This window comes from Xanthomonas hawaiiensis, from assembly GCF_031834635.1.
GTDB lineage: Bacteria > Pseudomonadota > Gammaproteobacteria > Xanthomonadales > Xanthomonadaceae > Xanthomonas_A > Xanthomonas_A sacchari.
This window is the reverse complement of record NZ_CP115873.1, coordinates 2,919,998-2,944,513: the sequence shown is the minus strand read 5'-3', so window position 1 is coordinate 2,944,513 and position 24,516 is coordinate 2,919,998. Positions and strand designations below refer to the sequence as shown.

The 24,516-nt window shown below is 69.9% G+C and carries 22 protein-coding genes; 19 read left to right on the top strand and 3 right to left on the bottom strand.

Features of this window, described 5'->3' with window-relative positions:
• Positions 1-417: 417 nt before the first annotated feature.
• Positions 418-1,530 (top strand): ABC transporter ATP-binding protein, encoded by a 1,113-nt coding sequence (locus PG878_RS12680; RefSeq protein ID WP_209032563.1) that lies wholly within the window; start codon positions 418-420, stop codon positions 1,528-1,530.
• A gap of 30 nt (positions 1,531-1,560) precedes the next feature.
• Here the strand turns inward: PG878_RS12680 and ygfZ are convergent, their stop codons facing one another.
• Positions 1,561-2,433, bottom strand: coding sequence for a CAF17-like 4Fe-4S cluster assembly/insertion protein YgfZ (gene ygfZ, locus PG878_RS12675; RefSeq protein ID WP_209032562.1), 873 nt, complete (start codon positions 2,431-2,433; stop codon positions 1,561-1,563).
• On the opposite strand from ygfZ, the gene PG878_RS12670 reads away from it, so the two are divergent.
• From PG878_RS12670 to lolD, 9 genes are all read left to right on the top strand, one after another.
• Positions 2,335-2,643 carry a DUF1674 domain-containing protein gene (locus PG878_RS12670; protein ID WP_311163249.1) on the top strand — a complete coding sequence of 103 codons (309 nt, stop codon included), beginning with the start codon at positions 2,335-2,337 and terminating at the stop codon, positions 2,641-2,643. The two genes, ygfZ and PG878_RS12670, sit on opposite strands and share 99 nt — an antisense overlap.
• 60 nt (positions 2,644-2,703) lie before the next feature.
• Positions 2,704-3,096 carry a succinate dehydrogenase, cytochrome b556 subunit gene (gene sdhC, locus PG878_RS12665; RefSeq protein WP_209032561.1) on the top strand — a complete coding sequence of 131 codons (393 nt, stop codon included), beginning with the start codon at positions 2,704-2,706 and terminating at the stop codon, positions 3,094-3,096.
• Positions 3,093-3,479 (top strand): succinate dehydrogenase, hydrophobic membrane anchor protein, encoded by a 387-nt coding sequence (sdhD, locus tag PG878_RS12660; protein WP_010342655.1) that lies wholly within the window; start codon positions 3,093-3,095, stop codon positions 3,477-3,479. Before sdhC ends, sdhD begins: the two co-directional genes overlap by 4 nt.
• A gap of 33 nt (positions 3,480-3,512) precedes the next feature.
• Positions 3,513-5,303: a succinate dehydrogenase flavoprotein subunit gene (gene sdhA, locus PG878_RS12655; protein WP_010342654.1), complete on the top strand. Its 1,791-nt coding sequence runs from the start codon at positions 3,513-3,515 to the stop codon at positions 5,301-5,303.
• Positions 5,304-5,414: 111 nt separating this feature from the next.
• A complete protein-coding gene (locus PG878_RS12650) occupies positions 5,415-6,197 on the top strand; it encodes a succinate dehydrogenase iron-sulfur subunit (RefSeq protein ID WP_010342653.1) in 783 nt (260 codons plus the stop codon).
• Between the two features lie 127 nt (positions 6,198-6,324).
• Positions 6,325-6,573 (top strand): FAD assembly factor SdhE, encoded by a 249-nt coding sequence (locus tag PG878_RS12645; protein ID WP_017912578.1) that lies wholly within the window; start codon positions 6,325-6,327, stop codon positions 6,571-6,573.
• Positions 6,524-6,976, top strand: coding sequence for a hypothetical protein (locus PG878_RS12640; protein WP_209032560.1), 453 nt, complete (start codon positions 6,524-6,526; stop codon positions 6,974-6,976). Before PG878_RS12645 ends, PG878_RS12640 begins: the two co-directional genes overlap by 50 nt.
• A gap of 23 nt (positions 6,977-6,999) precedes the next feature.
• On the top strand, positions 7,000-8,244 hold the full coding sequence (locus PG878_RS12635; protein ID WP_160965081.1) for a lipoprotein-releasing ABC transporter permease subunit: 1,245 nt from the start codon (positions 7,000-7,002) through the stop codon (positions 8,242-8,244).
• Positions 8,245-8,281: 37 nt separating this feature from the next.
• A complete protein-coding gene (gene lolD, locus PG878_RS12630; protein ID WP_425510434.1) occupies positions 8,282-8,989 on the top strand; it encodes a lipoprotein-releasing ABC transporter ATP-binding protein LolD in 708 nt (235 codons plus the stop codon).
• Between the two features lie 661 nt (positions 8,990-9,650).
• On the opposite strand, the gene PG878_RS12625 is transcribed toward lolD, so the two are convergent.
• Positions 9,651-10,715: an SDR family oxidoreductase gene (locus PG878_RS12625; protein WP_209032558.1), complete on the bottom strand. Its 1,065-nt coding sequence runs from the start codon at positions 10,713-10,715 to the stop codon at positions 9,651-9,653.
• Between the two features lie 257 nt (positions 10,716-10,972).
• Between PG878_RS12625 and PG878_RS12620 the strand changes: the two genes are divergently transcribed.
• Genes PG878_RS12620 through lpxK form a run of 5 tightly spaced genes read left to right on the top strand, consistent with a single transcriptional unit; the run spans position 10,973 to position 17,314 of the window.
• On the top strand, positions 10,973-13,519 hold the full coding sequence (locus tag PG878_RS12620; RefSeq protein ID WP_209032557.1) for a DNA internalization-related competence protein ComEC/Rec2: 2,547 nt from the start codon (positions 10,973-10,975) through the stop codon (positions 13,517-13,519).
• Entirely contained in the window at positions 13,413-14,072 is a 660-nt protein-coding gene (locus tag PG878_RS12615; protein WP_209032556.1) for a MotA/TolQ/ExbB proton channel family protein, read from the top strand. Before PG878_RS12620 ends, PG878_RS12615 begins: the two co-directional genes overlap by 107 nt.
• 4 nt (positions 14,073-14,076) lie before the next feature.
• Positions 14,077-14,514: an ExbD/TolR family protein gene (locus tag PG878_RS12610; RefSeq protein ID WP_209032555.1), complete on the top strand. Its 438-nt coding sequence runs from the start codon at positions 14,077-14,079 to the stop codon at positions 14,512-14,514.
• Positions 14,511-16,283 carry a lipid A export permease/ATP-binding protein MsbA gene (gene msbA / locus PG878_RS12605; protein ID WP_209032554.1) on the top strand — a complete coding sequence of 591 codons (1,773 nt, stop codon included), beginning with the start codon at positions 14,511-14,513 and terminating at the stop codon, positions 16,281-16,283. Before PG878_RS12610 ends, msbA begins: the two co-directional genes overlap by 4 nt.
• The gene (gene lpxK, locus PG878_RS12600) at positions 16,280-17,314 is read left to right on the top strand and encodes a tetraacyldisaccharide 4'-kinase (RefSeq protein WP_209032553.1); all 1,035 of its coding nucleotides are present in this window, start codon (positions 16,280-16,282) and stop codon (positions 17,312-17,314) included. The genes msbA and lpxK overlap by 4 nt, the downstream gene beginning before the upstream one ends.
• A 242-nt stretch (positions 17,315-17,556) precedes the next feature.
• Here the strand turns inward: lpxK and PG878_RS12595 are convergent, their stop codons facing one another.
• Complete coding sequence (locus tag PG878_RS12595) at positions 17,557-19,758, bottom strand: TonB-dependent siderophore receptor (protein WP_244672755.1); 2,202 nt, start codon at positions 19,756-19,758, stop codon at positions 17,557-17,559.
• A gap of 214 nt (positions 19,759-19,972) precedes the next feature.
• Here PG878_RS12595 and kdsB point away from each other — a divergent pair, with 214 nt between their 5' ends.
• From kdsB to uvrC, 4 genes are read left to right on the top strand one after another with little or no spacing between them, the layout of a single operon-like run.
• Positions 19,973-20,755, top strand: a complete 783-nt coding sequence (gene kdsB, locus PG878_RS12590) for a 3-deoxy-manno-octulosonate cytidylyltransferase (protein WP_209032552.1) — start codon at positions 19,973-19,975, stop codon at positions 20,753-20,755.
• Positions 20,752-21,240, top strand: a complete 489-nt coding sequence (locus PG878_RS12585; protein WP_209032551.1) for a low molecular weight protein-tyrosine-phosphatase — start codon at positions 20,752-20,754, stop codon at positions 21,238-21,240. Before kdsB ends, PG878_RS12585 begins: the two co-directional genes overlap by 4 nt.
• Positions 21,237-22,658: a hypothetical protein gene (locus PG878_RS12580; RefSeq protein WP_209032550.1), complete on the top strand. Its 1,422-nt coding sequence runs from the start codon at positions 21,237-21,239 to the stop codon at positions 22,656-22,658. Before PG878_RS12585 ends, PG878_RS12580 begins: the two co-directional genes overlap by 4 nt.
• A complete protein-coding gene (uvrC, locus tag PG878_RS12575) occupies positions 22,655-24,514 on the top strand; it encodes an excinuclease ABC subunit UvrC (protein ID WP_017910970.1) in 1,860 nt (619 codons plus the stop codon). The genes PG878_RS12580 and uvrC overlap by 4 nt, the downstream gene beginning before the upstream one ends.
• The last annotated feature ends 2 nt before the right edge of the window (positions 24,515-24,516 follow it).

The following is a 24,516-nucleotide window of genomic DNA, read 5'->3' as shown; positions in this document are numbered from 1 at the left end:
GTTTCGGTTTCGGGTGACATGGTGTCGATCACCTGGGGGCTGGGAGTGACGTGGCGTGGGAAAGCGAACGGCGGCGACGGCCTGTATCCGGCCGGTTCGGGCGAGGGCGTGACGCGGGAGGGCCGCCAGGCGGGAACGCACGATCCAGGAGATGAATACGACTGCCAGACCTCTGAGCATACCTCTCCAATGCCTCATGCTGCAGGTCGACTGTCATCCGGCAGGATGACGGCGGCTGGCGAATCGCATTGCATGCCCTCCCAGGCTCGATGTTGCCCCGTGAAAACGGTTACATGGCAGAATACCGCATCGCGATCCATTGTTGCCTGCGCGCGGGCATGATGCGACCCGCATTCGTATGCACTGCCCTCGGGAGGGACCGGCGGCAGCCCGTTCCTCCTGCCGGAAACCGGATACATGGCGAAAGTACAACTGGACAACATCCGCAAGGTCTACGACAACGGCCAGGTCGCCGTGCACGGGGCCAGCTTCGAAGTGGCCGACGGCGAACTGATGGTGCTGGTCGGGCCCTCGGGCTGCGGCAAGTCCACGCTGCTGCGGATGATCGCCGGCCTGGAAGAGATCAGCGGCGGCGAACTGCGCATCGGCGAGCGCGTGGTCAACGAGGTGGCGCCGAAGGACCGCGACATCGCCATGGTGTTCCAGAGCTATGCGCTGTACCCGCACATGACCGTGGCCGAGAACCTGGCGTTCGGGCTCAAGCTGCGCGGCGAGAGCAAGGAGGTCATCCGCCAGCGCGTGGCCGCCGCCGCCGACACCCTGGGCCTGACCCCGATGCTGGACAAGCTGCCGCGCGCCATGTCCGGCGGCCAGCGCCAGCGCGTGGCGCTGGGCCGGGCGCTGGTGCGCGAGCCGGCGGTGTTCCTGCTCGACGAGCCGCTGTCCAACCTGGACGCCAAGCTGCGCCATTCGGTGCGCACCGAGATCGCGCAGCTGCACCGCAAGCTCGGCACCACCATGATCTACGTCACCCACGACCAGGTCGAGGCGATGACCCTGGGCCAGCGCATCGTGGTGCTCAAGGACGGGCTGATCCAGCAGATCGACACGCCGATGGCGCTGTACGACCGCCCGGCCAACCTGTTCGTGGCCGGCTTCCTCGGCAGCCCGGCGATGAACGTGCTGCGTGGACGGCTGGTGGAAGAGGGCGGTCTGCAGTTGCAGTTGCAGGACGGCGGACGGGTGCCGCTGCCGGGTGCGCAGATCGCGCCGCAGTGGCTGGGCCGGGAACTGGCGATCGGCGTGCGTCCGGAGCACCTGCAGCCCAGCGACGACGCACAGGGTGCCTTCGAGGCCACCATCGAGGTGATCGAGCCGGTCGGCAACGAGATCTTCGTCAATCTCAGCCACGGCGCGCAGCCGCTGGTGATGCGGGTGGCGCCGCGCGCGCTGCCGGGCCTGGGCGAGCGCCTGCGGGTGGCGGTGCGCGGCGATGCGCTGCACTTCTTCGATGCCGAGAGTGGGGTGCGTCTGGAGAGCCGGGAGTCGGGAATCGGGAATCGGGAATAGCAAAAGCAACAGCGCGAAGCGCCGGCGCGCTCAGCGCGCCAGGCCGTCGACCAGTGGCTGCCAACGTGCAGGGTGGCCGTCGACGTCCAGCCCCGTCGGTGGCGTCTCGTCCAGCGGCAGCACCGCCAGCGCCAGGGTGCCGGCGACGCTGACCACGCTGCCGAACGGCTGGCCGTCGCGCAGCACCGGTGCGTCGATCGCGACGGTCGCATCCAGTTCCAGCAACTGCGCCGCGCGCTTGGCCTTGCCCAGGAAGTGGGTGCGGGCGACGATTTCCTGGCCGGGGTAGCAGCCCTTCTTGACGCTGAAGGCGTGCAGCCGGTCCAGGCCCAGTTGCTGCGGCGTCCATTGTTCGCGCTGGCTCGGCGCAAGCCGGGCCAGGCCCAGGCGCAGGTCGGTCGCGCGCCAGGCCTCTGTCAGCACCGGGTCGGCTGCCGGCGCGTCCGCTACCGGCGCCGGCACCAGGCGCAGCGTGCGCGGCAGGCCGTCGCCGCCCATGTCCAGTTCGATCACGCCGGCCTCATCGCGCGCCGACGTCGCGCCGCGGGCCTGCTCGGGTAGGCTCGGGCGACCGAAAGCAAGCAGCGTGTCCTCGAGCGTGACGCGCAGCTTGCGCCGGAACACGAAGCGGCCAAGTGCCGTTGCCAGTTCCTCGGCGCCGCCGTCGGCCAGCAGCATCAGCAAGGCGTCGTCGGCCTGGCGCAGCAGCGCGAACACCGCGATCACCCGGCCCTTGGCGGTGAGCCAGGCGTTCCATTGCCATTGCCCGGGCGCCAGCGCCTGCACGTCGTTGGCGAACTGCGCATGGGCGAAGGCCACTGCATCCGGACCGCGCAATGCGACGTATTGCAGGTGTGGCAAGGCGGAAAAACCGCCGGATTCCAGATTCAGGTTGTCAGGCACGAGAGGGGAGGACTAAAATTGACGAGTTGTGAGACCCGCATGATAGGCCAACCAACCCCCACACCCGAGTCCGATCCCGAAACGCAGCGGCCCGCCGAGGACACCCCTCCGCAGACCGAGCCTGCGCCGCGGGAGATCGGCGGGCGCGGCGGCCTCGAGCCGACGCGCTACGGCGACTGGGAGAAAAACGGACGCTGCATCGATTTTTGAGCAGCTTTGAGCCAACGCGGCCTTAAGCACGCCGCCCAGCCGAGACAACGAGCCCAGCGAATGGCTACGCGCGAACGTCCTCTTTCCCCGCATCTGCAGGTCTATCGCTGGCAGATCCAGATGGTGACCTCGATCCTGAATCGAGCCACCGGCATCGTGTTGTCGATCGGTGCCCTGATCATCGCCGCCGGCCTGCTGGCGCTGATGCTCGGTCCCTCTTCCTGGAACTGCTTCCGCGACATGGCCGGTGCCTGGTACGGCCAGGTGTTCCTGTTCGGCTGGACCTGGTGCTTCGCTTTCCACCTGTTCGGCGGCCTGCGCCACATCCTGCAGGACTTCGGCCAGGGCTACGCGGTCCGTGCCTTCGTCACCATCGGCTGGCTGTCGGTCGTGCTCAGCTTCGTGCTGACCGCCGCCGTGTGGGCCTACGTGCTGCTGGGAGCCTCCGCATGAGCCGCTATCGCACCCCGTTGAAGAACGTCCGCGGCCTGGGCGCGGCCAAGACCGGCACCGAGCACTTCGTGCTGCAGCGCCTGACCGCCACCGCCCTGGTGCCGCTGTCGATCTGGTTCCTGATCTTCGTGCTGAGCCTGCTCGGTTCGGACTACGTCGCCGCCACCGAGGCCGTGGCCAAGCCGTGGAACGCGATCCTGCTGGTCGGCTTCCTGATCGCCGCGTTCTGGCACGCCCAGCTCGGCATGCAGGTGGTGCTGGAAGACTACGTGCACACCTCGCTGCTGGCCCTGGCCGCGCAGACCATCGTGCGCTTCGTCGCCGTGCTCGGCGCCATCGTCAGCATCTTCGCCGTGGCGCGCATCGCGCTGGGCATCGCCTGATCCACCGGCGCCCCCTCTAGGAACCACATTTCGATGTCCGCTTACAAGATCACCGAACACAAGTACGACATGGTCGTGGTCGGCGCCGGCGGCGCCGGCCTGCGCGCGACCTTCGGCCTGGCCCAGAAGGGCCTGCAGACGGTCTGCCTGACCAAGGTCTTCCCGACCCGTTCGCACACCGTGGCCGCGCAGGGCGGCATCTCCGCCGCGCTCGGCAACATGGGCGAGGACGACTGGCGCTACCACTTCTACGACACCATCAAGGGTTCGGACTGGCTGGGCGACCAGGACGCCATCGAGTACATGTGCCGCGAGGCGATCCCCGCGATCATCGAGCTGGAGCACTACGGCGTGCCGTTCAGCCGCACCGAGGACGGCAAGATCTACCAGCGTCCGTTCGGCGGCATGACCACCAAGTACGGCGAAGGCCCGTCCGCGCAGCGCACCTGCGCCGCCGCCGACCGTACCGGCCACGCCATGCTGCACACGCTGTACCAGCAGTCGCTGGCGCACAACGCGCGCTTCATGATCGAGTACTTCGCGCTCGACCTGATCTTCGACGAGGAAGGCGCCTGCCGCGGCGTGCTCGCCCTGGACATGGCCGAAGGCTCGCTGCACCTGTTCCGCGCCCACGGCGTGGTGCTGGCCACCGGCGGCTACGGCCGCGCCTACTTCAGCGCCACCTCCGCGCACACCTGCACCGGCGACGGCGGCGGCCTGGTGATGCGCGCCGGCCTGCCGATGCAGGACATGGAGTTCGTGCAGTTCCACCCGACCGGCATCTACGGCGCCGGCTGCCTGATCACCGAAGGCGTGCGCGGCGAAGGCGGCATCCTGCGCAACAGCAGCGGCGAGCGCTTCATGGAGCGCTACGCACCGCACTACAAGGACCTGGCCTCGCGCGACGTGGTGTCGCGTTCGATGACCATCGAGATCCGCGAAGGCCGCGGCGTCGGCGAGCACAAGGACCACATCCTGCTCGACCTGACCCACCTCGGCCCGGGCGTGATCGACGACAAGCTGCCCGGCATCGCCGAGAGCGCGCGCATCTTCGCCGGCGTCGACGTGCACAAGCAGCCGATCCCGGTGATCCCGACCGTGCACTACAACATGGGCGGCATCCCCACCAACTACCACGGCGAAGTGGTGCGCAAGGACGGCGACAATCCCGATGCCGTGGTGCCGGGCCTGTACGCCATCGGCGAGGCCGCCTGCGTGTCGGTGCACGGCGCCAACCGCCTGGGCTCCAACTCGCTGCTCGACCTGGTGGTGTTCGGCCGCGCGGTGGCCAACCGCTGCGCCGAGACGATCAAGACCGGCGCCCCGCACAAGGGCCTGCCGGGCGACGCCTGCGACAAGGCGCTGGGCCTGCTCGACAAGCTGCGCAACGCCAACGGCAGCACCCCGACCTCGGTGATCCGCGACAAGATGCAGCGCACCATGCAGTCCGACGCGGCGGTGTTCCGCACCAGCAAGACGCTGAAGGAAGGCGTGGACAAGATGGCCGACATCTTCGCCAGCTTCGAGGACGTCAAGGTGTCCGACCGTTCGCTGGTGTGGAATTCCGACCTGATCGAGACCTACGAGCTGAACAACCTGCTGCTCAACGCGGTGGCGACGATCAACTCGGCCGAACAGCGCAAGGAAAGCCGCGGCGCGCACGCCCACGAGGATTTCCCCGACCGCGACGACGTCAACTGGCAGAAGCACACGCTGGTCACCGTCGACGACAAGGGCCAGTGCAGCTTCGACTACCGCCCGGTGCACATGTACACGCTCAGCAAGGACGTGGACGTGGTGCCGCCGAAGCCGCGCGTTTACTGACCACAGCCGGGAAACGGGAGTAGGGAATCGGGAATCGAGAACAGCGCATGCGCTCTTCGCTCCCGCTTCCCATTCCCCATTCCCCAATCCCCATTCCCGGATTTTAAAGCCATGGCAGAGTTCACCCTCCCCAAGAATTCCAAGATCGGCAAGGGCAAGCACTTTCCCGCCAAGGGCGCGAAGAATGTGCGGACCTTCAAGGTCTACCGGTGGAATCCGGACGACGACAGCAACCCGCGGACCGACACCTACGAGGTGGATCTGGACGCGTGCGGCCCGATGGTTCTGGACGCGCTGATCAAGATCAAGAACGAGATCGACCCGACCCTGACCTTCCGCCGCTCGTGCCGCGAGGGCATCTGCGGGTCGTGCGCGATGAACATCGACGGCACCAACACGCTGGCCTGCACCAAGGCGATCGCCGACTGCGGCAAAAAGGAAGTGCCGATCTACCCGCTGCCGCACATGAGCGTGGTCAAGGATCTGGTGCCGGACCTGACCCACTTCTACGCGCAGTACGCCTCGATCAAGCCGTGGATCCGCACCCAGACCCCGCCGCCGCCGGATCGCGAGCGGTTGCAGTCGCCGGAAGACCGCAAGAAGCTCGACGGCCTGTACGAGTGCATCCTGTGCGCGTGCTGCTCGACCAGCTGCCCGAGCTACTGGTGGAACGGCGAGCGCTACCTGGGCCCGGCGATCCTGCTGCAGGCCTATCGCTGGATCATCGATTCGCGCGACGAGGACACCGGTGCGCGCCTGGACGATCTGGAAGATCCGTTCAAGCTGTACCGCTGCCACACCATCATGAACTGTGCGCGGACCTGCCCCAAGGGCCTGAACCCGGCGTTGGCGATCGCCGAGATCAAGAAGCTGATGATGGCGCGCCGCGCCTGATCGCAGCGGCACACGTTCCAAGCGGCGGGCCTGCCCGCCGACCGCGCGGCACCGGCTTTCGGGTTCGGTGCCGCGTTCGTTTTCGGCGGCTGCCGTGCGGCGCCGCCCCCAGGCAAGGGCGCATGCGATGGACGAGAGCACCGAACTGAAGAAGCTGCGCTGGCGCTGCCGGCGCGGCATGCGCGAACTGGACCAGTTGTTCGGCCGCTACCTGGACCGGCGCTGGGGGGAGGCTTCCGAGGACGAGCGCGGGGTTTTCCTATACCTGCTCGATTGCGAGGACGATAAGTTGTGGCGCTGGTTCATGGGCTACGAGGCCTGTCCCGATGCACGCGCCGCCGATCTCATCGCCTCCATCCGCGCCATGCCGGCTTGACTGGCGCCCCTCGCGCTGGCTGCTGGCCGCGCTGACCCTGCTCGGCGTATTGGCGCCGCTGTCGCTGCTCGGCTCCGACCTGCCGCCGCGCCTGGCCTGGCCGGCGGCTGTGCTGGCGCTGCTGTACGCGGCGTGGCTGCTGCGCCGCGAGGCCAGGCGCGCGCCGCGCACGCTGCTGGTTCCCGCCGGTGCCGGTGCGCCCAGCGTCGACGGCATGGCGGTGAGCGAACTGCAGGTGGCCTGGCGCGGGCCGCTGGCGTTCGTGCGCTGGCGCGACGCGCAGGGGCGCACGCAGCGCCTGGCGTGGTGGCCGGACACGCTGCCGGCGGCGGCACGACGTGAACTGCGTCTGGCCGCTGCCGCCCATGCCGCTTCGTCTGCGCCGCCGCAAATGGCACCATAGCGCTCCCTGGATGGTGGCTGCGCATGTTCAAACCCTTACCCGTGGCCATCGGCCTGCGCTATCTGCGCGCCAAGCGCCGCAACAACTTCATTTCCTTCATCTCCATGGCCTCGATCCTCGGCATCGCCCTGGGCGTGACCGTGCTGATCACCACCCTGGCGGTGATGAGCGGCTTCCAGAAGGAGATCCGCGACCGCCTGCTGCAGATGGCCGCGCACGCCACGGTCAGCGCGCAGGGCGCGCCGATGGAGGACTGGCAGCACGCGGTGGACGTGGCCATGCGCGACAAGCGCGTCGCCGGCGCCGCACCCTACGTCGAAGAAGAGGCATTGCTCACCGGCCAGCGCAACCAGCCGGCGATCGTCCGCGGCATCCTGCCCAAGGAAGAGGCCAAGGTCTCGGTGCTGGCGCAGAAGATGAAGCAGGGCTCGGTCGACAGCCTGACCCCGGGTTCGTACAACATCCTGCTCGGCCAGGAACTGGCGCTGTGGCTGGGCGTGGGCGTGGGCGACAAGGTCGTGGTGATGCTCGGCGAGCCGCAGGCCAGCCCGATGGGCATGGTGCCGCGCTACAAGCGCTTCACCGTCAGCGGCATCTTCGAGGCCGGCTACAACGAGATCGACCGCGGCCTGGCGGTGACCAGCATGCCCGACCTGCAGCGCGTGCTGCGCATGGGCGACGGCGTCACCGGCGTGCGCCTGCGGCTGTACGACATGGACCAGGCCTGGAACGTGGCGCGCGACCTGGCGCTGAACCTGCACGGCCCGTACATGGTCAGCGACTGGACCCGCGAGAACGCCAACCTCTACCAGTCGCTGAAGATGGAAAAGACGGTGATGGGCATCCTGCTGTCGCTGATCATCGCAATGGGTGCGTTCAACCTGGTGTCCTCGCAGGTGATGCTGGTGACCGACAAGCAGGCCGACATCGCCATCCTGCGCACGCTGGGGCTGAGTCCGGGCGGGGTGATGCAGGTGTTCATGGTGCAGGGCACGCTGATCGGCGTGATCGGCACCGTCGCCGGCGTGATCGGCGGCATCGTGCTGACGCTCAACCTGGAGCGGATCCTGGCCGGCATCGAGGCGGTGTTCAACATCAAGCTGCTGCCCGAGGACGTCTACTACATCACCGGCCTGCCCACCGACATGCAGCCGCACGACGTCATGGTGATCACCATCGTGGCCTTGCTGATGAGCTTCCTGGCCACGCTGTACCCGGCCTGGCGCGCGGCGCGCACGCAGCCGGCGGAGGCGCTGCGCTATGAATGAGGGCAGGGAATCGGGAATGGGGAATCGGGAATCGGGAATGCAGAAGCCACAAGCGGACGCGGCGATCCGCGCCGAAGGCCTGGCCAAGACCTACGCCGAAGGCAAGATGCGCACGCCGGTGTTCGACGGCCTGGAACTGAGCGTGGCCGCGGGCGAGACCGTGGCCATCGTCGGCGCCTCCGGTGCCGGCAAGAGCACCTTGCTGCACCTGCTCGGCGGCCTCGACGTGCCGACCTCGGGCGAGGTCTACGTGGCCGGTCAGCGCATGTCGGCGCTGACCGATGCGGCGCGCGGGCAGTTGCGCAACCGCTCGCTGGGCTTCGTCTACCAGTTCCATCACCTGCTGCCCGAGTTCACCGCGCTGGAGAACGTGATGATGCCGGTGCTGCTCGGCGGCGCGCCGATGCAGGACGCCGATGCGCGCGCGCGGGCGTTGCTGGAATCGGTGGGCCTGGGCCATCGCCTGGAGCACAAGCCGGGCGAGCTGTCCGGCGGCGAGCGCCAGCGCGCCGCAGTGGCGCGTGCGCTGGTCAATCGCCCGGCCTGCGTGCTCGGCGACGAGCCGACCGGCAACCTCGACGACAAGACCGCGGCCAACGTGTTCGCGCTGATGCTCGAACTCAACCGCGCGCAGCGCACCAGCCTGGTCCTGGTCACCCACGACCGCAGCCTGGCGCGCAGGCTGGATCGGGTGCTGGAACTGCACCAGGGCAAGCTGCGCGAATTGGCGCCTGCGGACGTTTGAACGCGCGTGGTGGCGGCCGCGATGTGCCGCCGCATTGCACGGTGAGGTTGCATGATCGCGGTCTGAGGGGCGTGCGCCGCTGAAGCCTGTTGCGTGCGGGGTCAGGCGTGACAGCCTCGCTGGCTGTGCAGCGCCCGCGGTCACGAGAAAAGCAGTGTCCCGCTCCCTGATGCAGTGCGCGTCGGGACTGAAGTTCCTCCCACAGTGCACATCGTCGCTTCGCCGAGCGGTGGAGCGAGGTCAGGCGCGACGAACGACGCAGCGAGCCGCAGCGGCTTCAGCATTTGCCGACGCCGGAGATCCTCGGACAGGCGAAAGCACTTTTAGCGCAAGCGCCCCGTAGGAGCGGCTTCAGCCGCGACGGAGCATCACCGGTAGAGCCCGTCGCGGCTGAAAGCCGCTCCTACACATGCACTCCATGTAGGAGCGGCTTCAGCCGCGACGAAAGAAGCCGGGCATGTCGCCGGCGTTGGTTGCTGTCGGCGCCGAAAAACTTCGTACAGCATGCCCAGCAAACGCGTCGCCGCGGCAATGCCTCGCATGTCCAGACAACTTCCTACAACGGCGACCGTCCTGGAGCGCGCCGCGTGCCCCATAGGCGGCAACCTTCCGGATTGCCGCTTCCCCACTGCATCGGCGACTCTCCATCCAGCCGCGTGCCTCAGGGAATCACCCGCTGCGCACGCAGCCGCGTGAACAGCTCCAGGAACGAGGCGCGGCTGTCGTAGTAGCCGAGGAAGCCGAGATCGCGGCTCTTGGTCATGTCGTTGACGCACTCGATCTCGCGACCGAGATCGGCATCGGTATGCCACCACGACGCGAGCTGGTTCACGTCCGCCTGCACCAGCCCATGCTGCTCGGCGATCTCGCGCCACAGGGCCGGCGCGGCGTCCTGCAGGCGCGCTTGCAGCGGCATCGGCGCATCCGGATACGGGGCCGGTTGCAGGCCGAAGAACGCGGCGATCTCGCCCCACATCCAGCGCCAGCGGAACACGTCGCCGTTGACCGTGTTGAAGGCCTGGTTGCGCGCGGCCGGATTGGTTGCGGCCCAGGCCAGTTGGCGGCCGAGCAGGCCGGCATCGGTGAGGTCGGTGAGGCTGTCCCACTGCGCGCGCGAGCCGGGAAACACGAACGGCTGCCCGGTGTGCTTGCACAGCGTCGCATACACCGCCAGGGTCACGCCCATGTTCATCGCATTGCTGCCGTTGGCCTGGCCGATCATGGTGTGCGAGCGGTGCACGCTCCAGCCGAAGCCATGGCGCGCGGCGGCATCGAACAACAGGTCTTCCAGGGTGTAGTAGAAATTCTCGCCCGGTTGCCGCGGTTCGCTCTCGCGGAACGGCGTCTCCGCCTTGCCGCTGCCGTAGTGCTCGAACGAGCCGAGGTAATGCTTGGTGCCGGTGACCAGCGCCATGTGCTGCAGCGCTGCCCCGTCCAGGCCTTCGCACAGGTGCCGCAGCATCGCGCCGTTGGCGGCGACGTTCTCCTTCTCGGTGTCGCGCCGGGTCCAGGTGCAGAAGAACACGTGGGTGATCGGCAGCCCGCGCAGCGCCGCGACGGTGGCGTCGCGGTCGAGCAGGTCGGCCGCCACCGGAATCACGCCTTCCTGCGGCACCGGGCGGCGCGCCAGCCCATAGACGGTCCAGCCGTCGGCGACCAGTACGTTGGCGAGGTTGTAGCCGGAGATGCCAGTGACTCCGACGATCAGCGCGATGCCCTTGCGCATGCGCGCGCTCCTTACGACGTTGGGCACAGCACCATAGGCGCCTGGCGATGAAGCTGCGGAGAATTGCGCCGGGACTGTGACGCGGCGCGCGCTCGGTTAGGCAAATTCTGACGTGCCGCTCCGGCGTAGACCGATGGCCTGGGTCGTGCCGCGATGCGACGCTGGCCTGGCGATCGCGATGGCATTGCACGCTGCGGATGCCGGCACGCGCGCGTGTCGTCGCGTCCGATCCGCCCATGCCAAGGAGGGGCAAGCACATGCAACCGTCTGCAGAGGCCGTGCCGCGTCTAGACGCCGCTGGCGCCTCGCATTGGCCGGCACCGGCGCCGTTCGGTGTTGCGGTCGCCGCCAGCCTCGCCGCCGGCGTGCTGGCCGCGCTGTGGCTGCCGCGCCTGCTGCCCTGGCCGTTGGCCTCGGCGATCCTGCTCGCCGGGGTGGTGCTGTACGTGGCGGCGCCGCGCTGGCGCTGGTTGGGGGCGTTCGCGATCGGGGCCGGCTGGCTGGCGCTGGTCGCCGGCATGGTGCTGTCAAGACAGTTGCCGGCCGACTGGGAAAAGCGCGTGGTCGACGTGCGCGGCCAGGTGGTGGAACTGCCGCAGGCTGAGACCCGCCGCACCCGCTTCCTGTTCCGCGTGGACGCCGACGCGGCGCAGCCGGCGCCGTTGCGCGGGCGCCTGCTGCAACTGGCGTGGTACGACGACTTCGGCACGCACCAGGCCGGACCGCGCAGCGCCCTGCGCGCCGGCGCGCGTTGGCAGTTGCAGGTGCGCCTGCGTGCACCGCGCGGCTTGAGCAATCCGGGCGGCTTCGATGCCGAGGCCTATGCGCTGGCGCAGCGGATCAGCGCCAGTGGCTACGTGGTGGCGCCGCGTGCGGCAGCGCAACTGACGCCGGGGCAGGGCATCGACGCCTGGCGTGCCGGCATGTCCGCACGCATCGCCGCGGCCGTGCCGCAGGCCTCGGCGCGTTACGTGCAGGCGCTGGCGCTGGGCGACACGCGGCGGCTGGACGATCGCGACTGGCGCATCCTGCGCGCCGCCGGCCTGACCCATCTCATCGCCATTTCCGGCTTCCATGTCGGCCTGGTTGCCGGCGCCTTCGCGTTGCTCGGCGGCGGCCTGTGGCGGCTGTGGCCGCAACTGGGTCGCTACTGGCCGCGCCGCCAGGCCGCGGCGGCGCTGGCGCTGCTCGGCGCCGGCGGCTACACCCTGGTGTCGGGCATGGCCCTGCCGACCGTGCGCACCGCACTGATGATCGCGGTGGTGGTCGCAGCACGGCTGTGGCGGCGGCCGGTGCGGGTGGTCGACGCGCTGGCGCTGGCGGCGATCGCCATGCTGCTGTGCGACCCGCTGGCGGTGCTCTCGGCCGGCTTCTGGCTGAGCTTCCTCGGCGTCGCCTGGCTGGCCTGGTGCATGCCCGACGCCGGGCGCGGCTGGCGCGAGACGTTGCGCAGCTTCCTGACCGCGCAGGGCGTGGCCACGGTCGGCCTGCTGCCGGTGAGCACGATGCTGTTCGGGCAGGCCTCGCTGGTCGGGCCGCTGGCCAATCTGCTGGCGATCCCGTGGTGGAGCCTGGTGGTGGTGCCGCTGGCCCTGCTCGGGACTGCGCTGGAGGCACTGCATGCCGGCGCCGGTGCCTGGCTGTGGCGCCTGGCAGCGGCCTGCTTCGACCTGACCTGGCCGCTGTTCGTGGCCCTGGGCGAGAGCCGCTTCGCACTCCGCTGGTTGCCGGAGGCGCGCGACTGGGCGCTGCCGCTGGCCCTGCTCGGCGCGTTCTGGCTGCTGTTGCCGCGCGCGGTGCCGGGCAAGCCGCTGGCAGCGCTGCTGTGGTTGCCGTTGCTGCACCCGCCGCTGGAGCGGCCACGGCCGGGCGAGGTCGATCTGGTGATGTTCGACGTGGGGCAGGGGCTGTCGTTGCTGGTGCGCACCTCCCGCCACCAGTTGCTGTACGACACCGGCCCGGCGGTGGAGGACGGCTACGACGCCGGCGAGCGGGTGGTGGTGCCGGCGCTGCATGCACTCGGCGTGGCGCGGCTGGATCGCGCGGTGATCAGTCATGGCGACAACGATCACGCCGGCGGCCTGGGCGCGGTGCGTGCGGCGCTGCCGATCGGCCTGACCCAGGCCCCGGCCGGTGCGCCCCTGCGGGTGGACCGGCCGTGCGTGGCCGGCGATGCCTGGGACTGGGATGGGGTGCGATTCCAGTTCCTGCACCCGGCGCGGCACTTTCCCTATCTGCGCAACGAGTCCAGTTGCGTGCTGCGCGTGGAGACCGCGCATGGGGCGATGTTGCTGGCCGGCGACATCGGCGATGTGGTCGAGCGCAAACTGCTGCGCGCGGCACCGCAGGCGCTGCGCGCCGAGGTGGTGGTGGCGCCGCATCATGGCAGTGCGCATTCCTCGCAGCCGGCCTTCGTCGCCGCCACCGGCGCACGCCTGGTGCTGGTCTCGGCGGCCTACGGCAACCGCTTCGGCCATCCGCATCCTGGCGTGGTGGCGCGCTGGCAGGCCGCCGGCGCCGAGGTCGCCGGCACCCCGCAGGGTGGTGCGCTGCGCGTGTGGCTGGGGTGCGCCGGCCTGCAACTGCGCGAGCGGCGGCCCTGGCGGGCGCGGCTGTGGGATGCGGCGGAGCGGGCGCGGGCGGCTGCTATCCTATCGGCCAGTGAACGAACGGCCGAGCGTGCCGGAGGGTTGCGACGTGTGGGAACTGGTCAAGGCCGGTGGCTGGCCGATGGTGCCGTTGCTGCTGTTGGGCGTGGTCGCGCTGGCGATCGTCCTGGAGCGGTTCTGGAGCCTGCGCCGTAGCGAGGTGTTGCCGTCGGGACTGGGCCAGGAAGTGCGCAACTGGGCCACGCGCGGCAAGCTCGACCCCACCCACATCGAATCGCTGCGGCGCAATTCGCCGCTGGGCGCGTTGCTCGCCGCCGGCCTGGACGTGCGCAACCGCCCGCGCGAGATCGTGCGCGAGCGCATCGAGGACACCGGCCGGCACGTCGTGCACCGCATGGAGCGCTACCTGAACGCGTTGGGCACGATCGCCTCGGCCGGGCCGCTGCTGGGCCTGCTCGGCACCGTGGTCGGCATGATCCAGATGTTCCTCGGCATCCTCGACCATGGCCTGGGCGACGTGAACCAGCTCGCCGGCGGCATCGGCAAGGCGCTGGTGTGCACCGCCACCGGCATGATCATCGCGGTGCCGGCGCTGATCTTCCATCGCCATTTCAAGGGCCGCATCGCCGGCTACGTGATCGAGATGGAGCAGGAAGCCACCGCGCTGACCGATGCGCTGGACGGCCACGGCCGTGCCGCCGCGCCGGCCCGCGGCGCCGCGCCGAACGCCGCGACGGCCAAGGGCTGAGCCGGTGCGGATCCGCGACGACCGTGGCCAGGACGAGCCGCAGATCGACCTGGTGCCGTTGATCGACGTCATCCTGGTGCTGATCATCTTCTTCGTCGTGACCACCACCTTCGATGCCCGTTCCACGCTGCAACTGCAGCTGCCCAACGCCAGCGACCGCAATGCGCCGCCGCCGGCGCACGCGCTGAGCGTGCTGATCAACGCCGACGGGCATTACTTCATCAACGACCAGGAAGTGCTGCGCACCGACGTGGAGTCGGTCAAGCGCAGCATCGCCCAGGTCGCCGGCGACGACCGCGAGCAGCCGGTGCTGCTGCGCGCCGACGCGCGCACGCCGTACCAGGCGGTGGTCACCGCACAGGACGCGCTGGGCCAGCTCGGGTTCCGCCGCATCGCCATCGCCACTGCCCCCGAAGTCAACAGGGACGGAAGCTCCAAGTGAATGTACCCACCGACGTGCCCGTCCAGGATTCCCCCTGGCGGACCTATCGCCGCCTGTTGTCCTATGCCGGCGGCTACCGTGGCCTGCTGCTGATCGCCGCGGTCGGCGCGCTGCTGGAAGCGCTGGCCGGCTCCGGCTTCCTGGCGCTGATGAAGCCGATCACCGACGAGACCTTCATCGCGCGCAACCGCGAACTGGCGATGTGGCTGCCGCTGCAGATCGTCGGCCTGTTCGTGCTGCGCGGCATCGCCGGCTACGTCACCGACATGTCGATGGGGCGTGCGGCGCGAAGCATTTCCCGCGATTTCCGGGTCAACGTGCTGGACAAGTACCTGCGCCTGCCGGGCAGCCGCTTCGACGCCGAGCCGGTGGCCTCGATGCTGGTGCGGCTGGGCTCGGACAGCGAGCAGGTGGCGCAGGCCGCGGTCGACGCGATGAAGGTGATGGTGCAGCAGACCCTGCAGATCGTCGGCGCGCTGGCGGTGATGCTGTGGTACAGCTGGACCGTGACCGTCACCATCCTGCTGGTGGCGCCGCCGCTGGCCTGGGTGATGGACCGCGTGGCCAAGCGCTACCGGCGGGTCAGTCACCGCATCCAGGAGAGCAACGCGGAACTGATGCAGTCCGCCGAACAGGCCCTGTCCGGCAACCAGGAGGTCAAGGTGTACGGCGCGCGCGCCAGCGAGATGGAGCGCTACCAGCACCTGGCCGACACCAACCTGCACCTGGCGATGAAGGTCGAATCCACCCGCGGCATCTCCTCGGCCGCGGTGCAGTTGCTGGGCGCCATCGGCCTGGCCGCGCTGCTGCTGATCGCCGGCCACGAGGCGCTGGCCGGGCGCCTGACCGCCGGCGAATTCGTCTCGCTGATGACCGCGATGATGGCGATCATCCCGGCGCTGAAGAACCTCACCAACGTGCAGAACATGCTGCAGCGGGGCGTCGCGTCGGCGCAGCGGCTGTTCGTGGTGCTGGATGCGCCGGAAGAGCAGGACAGCGGCACCCGCCACATCGAGCGCGCGCAGGGCCGGATCGAGTTCCGCGAGGTCACCGCCGCCTATCCGGGGCAGGCGCGGCCGGCGCTGGCCGAGGTCAGCTTCGTCGCCGAACCCGGCACCGTCACCGCCATCGTCGGCCGCTCCGGCAGCGGCAAGTCGAGCCTGGTCAAGCTGATTCCGCGCTTCTACGATCCGCAGTCCGGGCAGATCCTGCTCGACGGCCATCCGCTGCAGGACTACCGGCTGGAGGATCTGCGCCGGCAGATCGCCCTGGTCGGCCAGCAGGTGATGCTGTTCGACGGCAGCATCGCCGAGAACGTCGCTTACGGCGAGATGCGCGACGCGGGTCCGGCGCAACTGCAGCAGGCGATCGCCGACGCCAATGCGATGGAGTTCGTCGAGCACCTGCCGGACGGCGTGCAGGCGCAGGTCGGGGCCAAGGGCGGGCGCCTGTCCGGCGGCCAGCGCCAGCGCCTGGCGATCGCCCGCGCGATGCTCAAGGACGCGCCGATCCTGATCCTCGACGAGGCCACCGCGGCGCTGGACAACGAATCCGAGCGGCTGGTGCAGGACGCCTTGCACCGGCTGATGCCCGACCGCACCACGCTGGTCATCGCGCACCGGCTGTCGACCATCGAACACGCCGACCAGGTGCTGGTGATGGACCACGGCCGCATCGTCGAGCGCGGCACCCACCACGAGTTGCTGGCGCTGGGTGGGGTCTATGCGCACCTGCACAGCATGCAGTTCCGCGAAAGGCAGTTCGGATGAGCGAGCGCGGGCCGCTCACCCCTGCCTACTGGTACGGTACGGGGTCGCCGCCGCTGCATGCGCGCGTGCTGACTCCGCTGTACGCGGCGGCGATCGCGCTGCGCCGCGCGCTGTACCGGCGCGGCTGGCGCAAGCGCCACAGCATCGCCGCACCGGTGGTGGTGGTCGGCAACCTCACCGCCGGCGGCACCGGCAAGACGCCGCTGACCATCGCCCTGGTGCAGCGCCTGCGCGACGCCGGCTGGAGCCCGGGCGTGGCCAGCCGCGGCTACGGCCGCAGCCAGCCGCAGGAGCCGCGCTGGATCGAGCCGGGTACCTCGGCCGAGCAGGGCGGCGACGAGCCGGTACTGATCGCGCGCAAGACCGGCGTGCCGGTGCGGGTGGATCGCGACCGCGTCGCCGCGGCGCGTGCGCTGCTGCAGGCCGGCTGCGACATCGTGGTCTGCGACGACGGCCTGCAGCACTACCGCCTGCAGCGCGACATCGAGATCGAGGTGGTGGACGGCCAGCGCCGCTACGGCAACGGCCGCCTGCTGCCGGCCGGGCCGCTGCGCGAGCCGGTGGCGCGCGGCAACGAATGCGATTTCCGGGTCATCAACCTGGGCCAGGCCAGCGACAGCGGCGCGCTCGAAGCCGGCTTCGGCGAATGGGCGATGCGCCTGCGCATCGACAGCGCGCAGCCGTTGCGCGGTGGCCGTGCGCGGCCGTTGCGCAGCTTCGCCGGCCAGCGCGTGCACGCCGTGGCCGGCATCGCCCATCCGCAGCGCTTCTTCGACATGCTGCGCGCGCAGGGCATCGGCGTGGTGCCGCATGCCTTTCCCGATCATCATCAGTACCGCGCCGCGGACCTGGCCTTCGGCAGCGAGTTACCGGTGCTGATGACCGAGAAGGACGCGGTCAAGTGCGCCGCCTTCGCCAACGATTGGTGCTTCAGCGTGCCGCTGGTCGCCGAGCTGCCGGCGGCGTTCTGGATCGGCCTGCTGGACCGGCTGGACAAGCTGCGCGGCCGCGCCGGCGAATCAGGCGACTAACGGCGCCGCGCATCGGCTGTTTCCGCCGCAATCGCGCCGGATCCAGCGTCTCCCCGTAGGAGCGGCTTCAGCCGCGATGGGGCGTTACCGGTAAGGCCCATCGCGGCTGAAGCCGCTCCTACAGGACGCTCAAGACGCTTCCGAGAGGTGCTTGGCGGTACGCAGGCAGCGCAGCGCTCGGGCCTGCTGCGCCCCTGGTCGCAGCCCACGCCTTGAGCGCCGCGTTGCGTCGGCGAACCGCATTAGAACCTGTATGTCAGCGACAGCGCGGTGTTGCGCGGGGCGCCGTAGTAGCCCTGCGCCCAGTACAGGCTGTTGATGTACTTGCGGTCGGTGACGTTGTAGACGTTGAGCGTGGCGCTGAACTGCGGGGTGAAGTCGTAGTGCGCCATCAGCCCGAGCAGCGCGTAGTTGTCCTGTCGGGTGAAAATCTCATTGCCGCTGGTGTCCACGGCCTGCTGGTCGCGGGAGATGTCGCTTTGCCAGGTCAGCGTCGCGCCCAGCTTCAGCGCTTCCCACTGCGGCACGGTGTAGGTGCTGGCGAGCTTGAAGGTGCGGCGCGGCACGTAGGTGCGCACGTTGTTGCCGGCGTCGTCCTTGAGGCTCAGCTGGGTGTAGCCGGCATTGAGCTGCCAGTGTTCGCCGATGCGGCCGGCGACGTCGAACTCGTAGCCGGTGGAGGTGGCGTCCACCGGCTTGTAGGTCTGCAGCGTACCCACGTAGGTGTCGGCTTCGGCGGTGTTGTCCTGCTTGGCGCGGAACAGGGCGAAGGAGGCATTGACCCGCTGCTGCAACCACTGGCCCTTGATGCCGAGCTCGGCGTTGCTGCCGGTGATCGGGTCCAGCACCTGCAGGTTGCGGTCCAGTTCGGTCTGCGGGTTGAAGATCTCCGCATAGCTGGCGTACAGCGCGTAGTCCGGATCGAAGTTGTAGACCGCACCGACGAACGGCGTGGTCTTGCTCTCGTCGTAGGCATGCTGCACGCCGTAGTTCTGGCCGCGGCTCTCGATCCGGGTGTGGTTGACCCCGGTGATCAGCTTCAGCTCATCGCTCAGGTTCCAGCGCGCGGTGGCGTAGGCGCTGCGGCGGATCATGTCGAACGCGGCGCCGGTCGGCGCGGTGGTGAACGCCGGCAGCGCGATGTCGCCGGTCCAGCTCTCCAGGCTGGGCAGTGCGAACCAGGCGCTGGTGTCGCTGGAATCGGGGTAGGTGGAGACCTGCGAGACGTCGATGCCGGCCCACTTCACGCCCGCCACCAGTTCGTGTTCGCGGCCGCCCAGGACGAGTGGGCCGCTTGCGTAGAGGTCGGCGTACTTCTGCGTCTCGTGGCTGACGTAACGCGAGGGATAGGAGTACAGCCCCAGCCCGGTGGCGCGGTCCGGCGTGCCGTAGGCGTAGAACAGGTTGCCGTCCGACTCCAGCTTGCGGTAGTTCAGTGCGGCCTTGAGCTGCCAGCCGCCGCCCAGCGCTTGCTGCAGTTCCACGAATGCGCGCTTGTCGGTGCTGTTCCAGTACGACCATTCGGCCGAGGTGCTGGTCGAGCGCGCATAGTCCGTGGCGCTGCCGTCGCTGTAGTACAGGGGCAGGGCGCCCCACATGCCGCCGTGGGGCTCGTTCTTCTGGTAGCTGGCGCCCACGCTGAGCAGGGTGCTGTCGCTCAGGTCGGCCTCGACGATGCCGTAGACGCTGCGCTTCTTCAGCGAGTAGCGGTCCAGGTAGCTGTCGCCATCCTGGCCGGCGGCAACGATGCGCCCGCGCACGCTGCCGCTGCGATCGAGCTTGCCGGACAGGTCGGCGTCGACACGACGCGTGTCCCAACTGCCGGCGGTGATGCCGACGCTGCCCTGCAGTTCCTGGGTCGGGCGCTTGCGCACGAAGTTGACCGTCGCCGACGGATTGCCGGTCGAGGACAGCAGTCCGTTGGCGCCGCGCAACACCTCCACCCGCTCGTACATCGCGGTGTCCAGGTCGCCTTCGGCACCGCCGTTGGTGAACGGCAGGCCGAGGCCGTCGACCTGGAAGTTGACGATGTCGAAACCGCGCGCGCTGTAGTAGGTGCGATCGGTCTCGATCTTCTCGACGTTGATGCCGGTGGCCAGCGCCAGCACGTCGTTAGCGTTGCGCAGGCCGAAGTCGTCCATCTGCTCGCGGCCGATGCTGCTCATCGATTGCGGCGTCTCCAGCGGACTCAGCACCAGGCCGGTGCCGGTGGCGCTGGGCGGCGGGGTGTAGCCGTCCTTGCGCTGCGCGACCACATCCAGCTTCTCCAGCTCGGTGGGTTGCCGGTCGCCGGTGGCCAGGGCGTCGGCCGCGCTGGCGCCGGCCTCGGCGGCGCCGGCCGCGGCCGGCAGCAGCAGTGCGGCGATGGCCAGGCACAGCGCGCGGCGCGTGGTGGTGGAGGAGGGCGGCGCAGCGGATCGGAGCGAACGGGCGGGGAGGTTCATCGGTGGGGTCTATAGAATGGGCGGAAGGCAACGCCGTCGTCGCGCCAGAGGCTGTCGCAGCGGCACACGTGCTGGGACAGTTCGGTCGTCGAACGGCGAATGCGAACTATTCTCAATAATTGACGGAGAAAGATCAATTCATGGCCGGATTCGCCGCGTTCCCGCACCCGTCTGCCGCCGCCAGCGGCGTTGCCACCGCCAGCGCGGTGGTGGCATGAGCGCCGCCGTGCCGCCGTTCGTGGTCGCCATCCCGGCCCGCTATGTCGCCTCGCGGTTGCCGGGCAAGCCCCTGCGGGCGCTCGGCGGCGAGCCGCTGATCCGCCACGTGGCCCGGCGTGCGCTCGCCGCTGGCGCTGCGCAGGTGTGGGTGGCCGCCGACGATGCGCGCATCGCCGCCGCCGTGGCCGACCTGGACGGCGTGCACGTGGCCACGACCTCCAGCGACCACGCCTCCGGCACCGACCGCCTGGCCGAGTGCGCCGACATCGCCGGCTGGGACGATGCGACCCTGGTGGTCAACCTGCAGGGCGACGAACCGTTCGCGCCGGTCGCCGGTATCGTCGCGGTGGCCCGGACCCTGGCCGACAGCGGCGCCGAGATGGCGACCCTGGGCACGCCGGTGGACGCGGCCGAACACCTGTTCGATCCCAACGTGGTCAAGCTGGTGCGCCGCGCCGACGGCGATGCGCTGTACTTCAGCCGCGCGCCGATCCCCTGGCACCGCGACGCCTTCGCCGCCTCGCAGGCGCAGCTGCCGCTGCCCGGCCCGTGGCTGCGGCATATCGGCATCTACGCCTACCGCGCCGGCTTCCTGCGCCGGTTCGCGGCGATGCCGCCGGGCACGCTGGAGCGGATCGAGTCGCTGGAACAGTTGCGGGTGCTGGAAGCCGGCTTCCGCATTGCGGTGGCGCTGTCGCCGGCGCCGTTCCCGCCCGGCGTGGACACGCCCGAGGACCTGGCGCGCGCCGAGGCCTATCTGCAGGGCGGCCAGGCATGAAGCTGTTGCTGGTGTGCCTGGGCAACATCTGCCGTTCGCCGATGGCCGAGGGCGCGCTGCGCCACCATCTGCAGCGCTCGCCGCTGGCGGGTGTGGTGGAGGTCGACTCGGCCGGCACCGGCGACTGGCACCGCGGCGAGCCGCCGGACCGGCGTGCGATCGCCTGCGCGGCCGCGCACGACGTGGACATCGCCGGCCTGCGCGCGCGGCAGCTGCGCGACCGCGACTTTGCCGAATTCGACTGGCTCCTGTGCGCCGATGCGGCCAACCTGCGCGACGTGCTGCAGCGCGCGCCGGCATCGGCGCGCGAGCGCGTGGCGCTGTGGCTGCCGTGGGCCGGCGTGCATGGCCGGAGCGAGATCCCGGATCCGTACACCGGCGGCAGCGCGCAGTTCGAGCAGGTCTGGCAACTGGTAGACGAAGCGGCCGCCGGCAGCGTGGCACGACTGTCCGCCGACCTCGGCTCCGGCATAATCGACCGATGAATTCCATCGCCGCCCTGGAACTTCCCGCGTCCGGCGCCTGGCTCAACGCCGAGCCGATCCGCCTGCGCGACCTGCAGGGCCGGGCGCTGGTGCTGGCCTTCGTCAACGCCGCCTCGGTGTGGTGCGCGCAGCGCCTGGCCGAACTCGGCCAGTGGCAGGCGCGCAATCCCGGACGGCTGCAGGTGATCGTGGTGCAGGTGCCGCGCTTCGACAGCGAGCGCGAGCCGCAGCGGGCGCTGAAGCTGCTGCGCAGCCAGGGCGTGTCCGCGCCGATCCTGCTCGATGCCGATTGGGCCGCCTGGCAGCGCTTCGATGTCCAGGCCTGGCCGACCCTGGTCCTGATCGACGCCGGTGGTGTCGAGCGCGAGCGCCTGGTCGGCATCGGCGGCGCCGAACTGGACAAGGCGCTGCACGCGCTGTGCGCCGGGCAGCCGCCGCCGCTGGACGAGGACCTGCGCGACGCCCGCGAGACCCAGCCGGAGCCGCGCCTGCCGTTGCGATTCCCGACCGGCCTGGTGGTGGCCGACGACCTGCTGTACGTGGCCGACAGCGGTCATCACCGCATTCTCGAATGCAGCACCAATGGCCGCGTGCTGCGCCAGTTCGGCATCGGCACCGCCGACTTCATCGACGGCGCGATCGGCGAGGCGGCGTTCCACCGTCCGCGCGGGCTGGCGCTGGAGCGCGGCGTGCTGTACGTGGCCGACACCGGCAACCATGCGCTGCGCCGGATCAACCTGCTCACCGGCCAGGTCGACACGCTGTGCGGCAACGGCCGCGCCGGCGAGCCGGTGGAAGGGCCGGTGGAGCAACCGCTGCTGGCGCCGCTGAACCATCCGCAGGACGTGGTGATCGCCGACAACCAGGTGCACCTGGCGATGGCCGGCGACAACCGCATCTGGAGTTACGACCTGGGCAGCCGCAGCCTGCGCTGGCGCGCCGGCGCCGGCGCGCTGGAACTGCGCGACGGCAGCGGCCACCTGGCCGCGTTCGCGCAGCCGTGCAGCCTGGCCGCGGTGCAGCAGGTGCTGTACGTGTGCGATGCGCTGGGCTCGGCGGTGCGCTCGATGCAGTTACGGGGGGACCTGGTGCAGACCTTGCTCGGCGGCCAGGGACCCTGGGATTTCGGCGACGAGGACGGGCCGCGCAGCCGCGCCCGCCTGCAGTTCCCGCAGGCGATCGCGCTGAGCCCGGACGCGCCGCTGCTGTGGATCGCCGACAGCGGCAACGGCAGCCTGCGCAGCCTGCGCCTGGGCGGCGGCGAACTGTCCACCGCGGCTTTGCCGCGGCGCCTGCATGGCCCGGCTGGACTGGCGGTGAGCGCCGGCACGGTGTGGATCGCCGAGACCGATGCGCATGCGGTGCTGCGCTACGACATCGCCAGCGGCGAACTGCGCGACCTCGCGATCGGCGAATGAGTACCCCCGCATTGCCCCCGTTCGACGGCAAGGCCTTTGCCGCCAACCTCAGTACCGCGCCCGGCGTCTACCGCATGTACGCCGCGGACGACACCTTGCTCTACGTCGGCAAGGCCGGCGCGCTGCGCAAGCGCGTGTCCAGCTATTTCAGCGGCTCGCCGAAGAACGCGCGGACCATGGCCATGCTGGCGCAGGTGGCACGCATGGACGTCACCGTCACCCGCAGCGAGGGCGAGGCGCTGCTGCTGGAAAATCAACTGATCAAATCGCTGTCGCCGCGCTATAACGTGTCGCTGCGCGACGACAAGAGCTATCCGTACGTGCTGCTGACCCGCGAGGAATGGCCGCGGATCACCCTGCATCGCGGTCCGCGCGCGGTGCCCGGGCGCTACTTCGGCCCGTATCCCGGCGTCACCGCGGTGCGCGAGACGCTGAACCTGATGCACAAGCTGTTCAAGCTGCGCAGCTGCGAGGACAGCGTGTTCCGCAACCGTTCGCGGCCGTGCCTGCAGTACCAGATCGGCCGCTGCAGCGCGCCGTGCGTGGCGCTGGTGGCGGCCGACGAGTACGCCGAGGCGGTACGCCGCTCCACGCTGTTCCTGGAAGGGCGCAGCGACCAGCTCGGCGAGGAACTGGTGCAGGCCATGCAGGCCGCCAGCGAGCGCCTGGAGTTCGAGCGCGCCGCGCGCCTGCGCGACCTGCTCGGCTCGCTGCGCAGCATGCAGAGCCGCCAGTATGTGGACGGCCGCGCCGCCGACCTTGACGTGCTGGCCTGCGCCACCCAGGGCGCCAACGCCTGCGTGCTGCTGCTGGCGTTCCGCGACGGGCGCAACCTCGGTACCCGCGCGTTCTTCCCCAAGACCAATGGCGAGGACAGCGCCGCCGAGGTGCTGGGCGCATTCGTGTCGCAGTACTACGTCGAGCACGCGCCGCCGCGCGAGGTGCTGCTGGACCGCGAGATTCCCGACGCCGAACTGATCGAGGCGGCGCTGAGTTCGGCCGCCGAGCGCAAGGTGCAGCTGAAGTGGAACGTGCGCGGCGAGCGCGCCGGCTACCTGGAGCTGGCCAGCCGCAATGCCCAGGCCACCCTGGTCACCGAGCTGACCAGCCGCAACGCCCAGCACGCGCGCAGCGAGGCGCTGCGCGAGATGCTCGGCCTGGCCGAGCCGGTCAAGCGGGTGGAATGCTTCGACATCAGCCACACCATGGGCGAGGCCACGGTGGCCTCGTGCGTGGTGTTCGACGCCAGCGGCCCGGTGCGCAGCCAGTACCGGCGCTACAACATCAGCGGCATCGAGCCGGGCGACGACTACGCGGCGATGCGCCAGGCGATCGAGCGCCGTTTCCGCCGCGCCGCCGAAGGCGAGGGCAAGGGCGATGTGGTGCTGCCGGACGTGCTGCTGATCGACGGTGGCGCCGGCCAGCTGGCGCAGGCCACCGGCGCGCTGGCCGACCTGGGCGTGGACGGGGTGCTGCTGATCGGCGTGGCCAAGGGCGCCGAGCGCCGTGCCGGCCACGAGACCCTGGTGATGCCGGACGGGCGCGAACTGCGGCCGGGCGCGGCCTCGCCGGCGCTGCAGTTCATCCAGCAGGTGCGCGACGAGGCGCACCGCTTCGCCATCACCGGCCACCGCGGGCGCCGCCAGAAGGCGCGCATGACCAGCAAGCTGGAGGACATCCCCGGCATCGGCCCGCGGCGCCGCGCCAGCCTGCTCAAGCACTTCGGCGGACTGGCCGGGCTCAAGGCCGCCGGCGAGGCCGAGATCGCGCGGGTGGAAGGGATCAATGACGCACTGGCTGCACGAATCTACGCTAACCTGCACGGGCTGCCGGTACCCGATCCGGCAGGCGAGTAGAG

Bases quoted from the DNA above. Each gene is read 5' to 3' on its own strand.
- PG878_RS12640 (WP_209032560.1), top strand. From the start codon at position 6,524: ATGCACGCGCCGCCGATCTCATCGCCTCCATCCGCGCCATGCCGGCTT.
- PG878_RS12595 (WP_244672755.1), bottom strand. From the start codon at position 19,758: ATGAACCTCCCCGCCCGTTCGCTCCGATCCGCTGCGCCGCCCTCCTCC.
- lpxK (WP_209032553.1), top strand. From the start codon at position 16,280: ATGAGCGAGCGCGGGCCGCTCACCCCTGCCTACTGGTACGGTACGGGG.
- kdsB (WP_209032552.1), top strand. From the start codon at position 19,973: ATGAGCGCCGCCGTGCCGCCGTTCGTGGTCGCCATCCCGGCCCGCTAT.
- sdhD (WP_010342655.1), top strand. From the start codon at position 3,093: ATGAGCCGCTATCGCACCCCGTTGAAGAACGTCCGCGGCCTGGGCGCG.
- PG878_RS12580 (WP_209032550.1), top strand. From the start codon at position 21,237: ATGAATTCCATCGCCGCCCTGGAACTTCCCGCGTCCGGCGCCTGGCTC.
- PG878_RS12645 (WP_017912578.1), top strand. From the start codon at position 6,325: ATGGACGAGAGCACCGAACTGAAGAAGCTGCGCTGGCGCTGCCGGCGC.
- lolD (WP_425510434.1), top strand. From the start codon at position 8,282: ATGCAGAAGCCACAAGCGGACGCGGCGATCCGCGCCGAAGGCCTGGCC.
- uvrC (WP_017910970.1), top strand. From the start codon at position 22,655: ATGAGTACCCCCGCATTGCCCCCGTTCGACGGCAAGGCCTTTGCCGCC.
- PG878_RS12670 (WP_311163249.1), top strand. From the start codon at position 2,335: ATGGGCGAAGGCCACTGCATCCGGACCGCGCAATGCGACGTATTGCAG.
- PG878_RS12585 (WP_209032551.1), top strand. From the start codon at position 20,752: ATGAAGCTGTTGCTGGTGTGCCTGGGCAACATCTGCCGTTCGCCGATG.
- PG878_RS12680 (WP_209032563.1), top strand. From the start codon at position 418: ATGGCGAAAGTACAACTGGACAACATCCGCAAGGTCTACGACAACGGC.
- sdhA (WP_010342654.1), top strand. From the start codon at position 3,513: ATGTCCGCTTACAAGATCACCGAACACAAGTACGACATGGTCGTGGTC.
- sdhC (WP_209032561.1), top strand. From the start codon at position 2,704: ATGGCTACGCGCGAACGTCCTCTTTCCCCGCATCTGCAGGTCTATCGC.
- PG878_RS12620 (WP_209032557.1), top strand. From the start codon at position 10,973: ATGCAACCGTCTGCAGAGGCCGTGCCGCGTCTAGACGCCGCTGGCGCC.
- PG878_RS12650 (WP_010342653.1), top strand. From the start codon at position 5,415: ATGGCAGAGTTCACCCTCCCCAAGAATTCCAAGATCGGCAAGGGCAAG.
- PG878_RS12635 (WP_160965081.1), top strand. From the start codon at position 7,000: ATGTTCAAACCCTTACCCGTGGCCATCGGCCTGCGCTATCTGCGCGCC.
- PG878_RS12625 (WP_209032558.1), bottom strand. From the start codon at position 10,715: ATGCGCAAGGGCATCGCGCTGATCGTCGGAGTCACTGGCATCTCCGGC.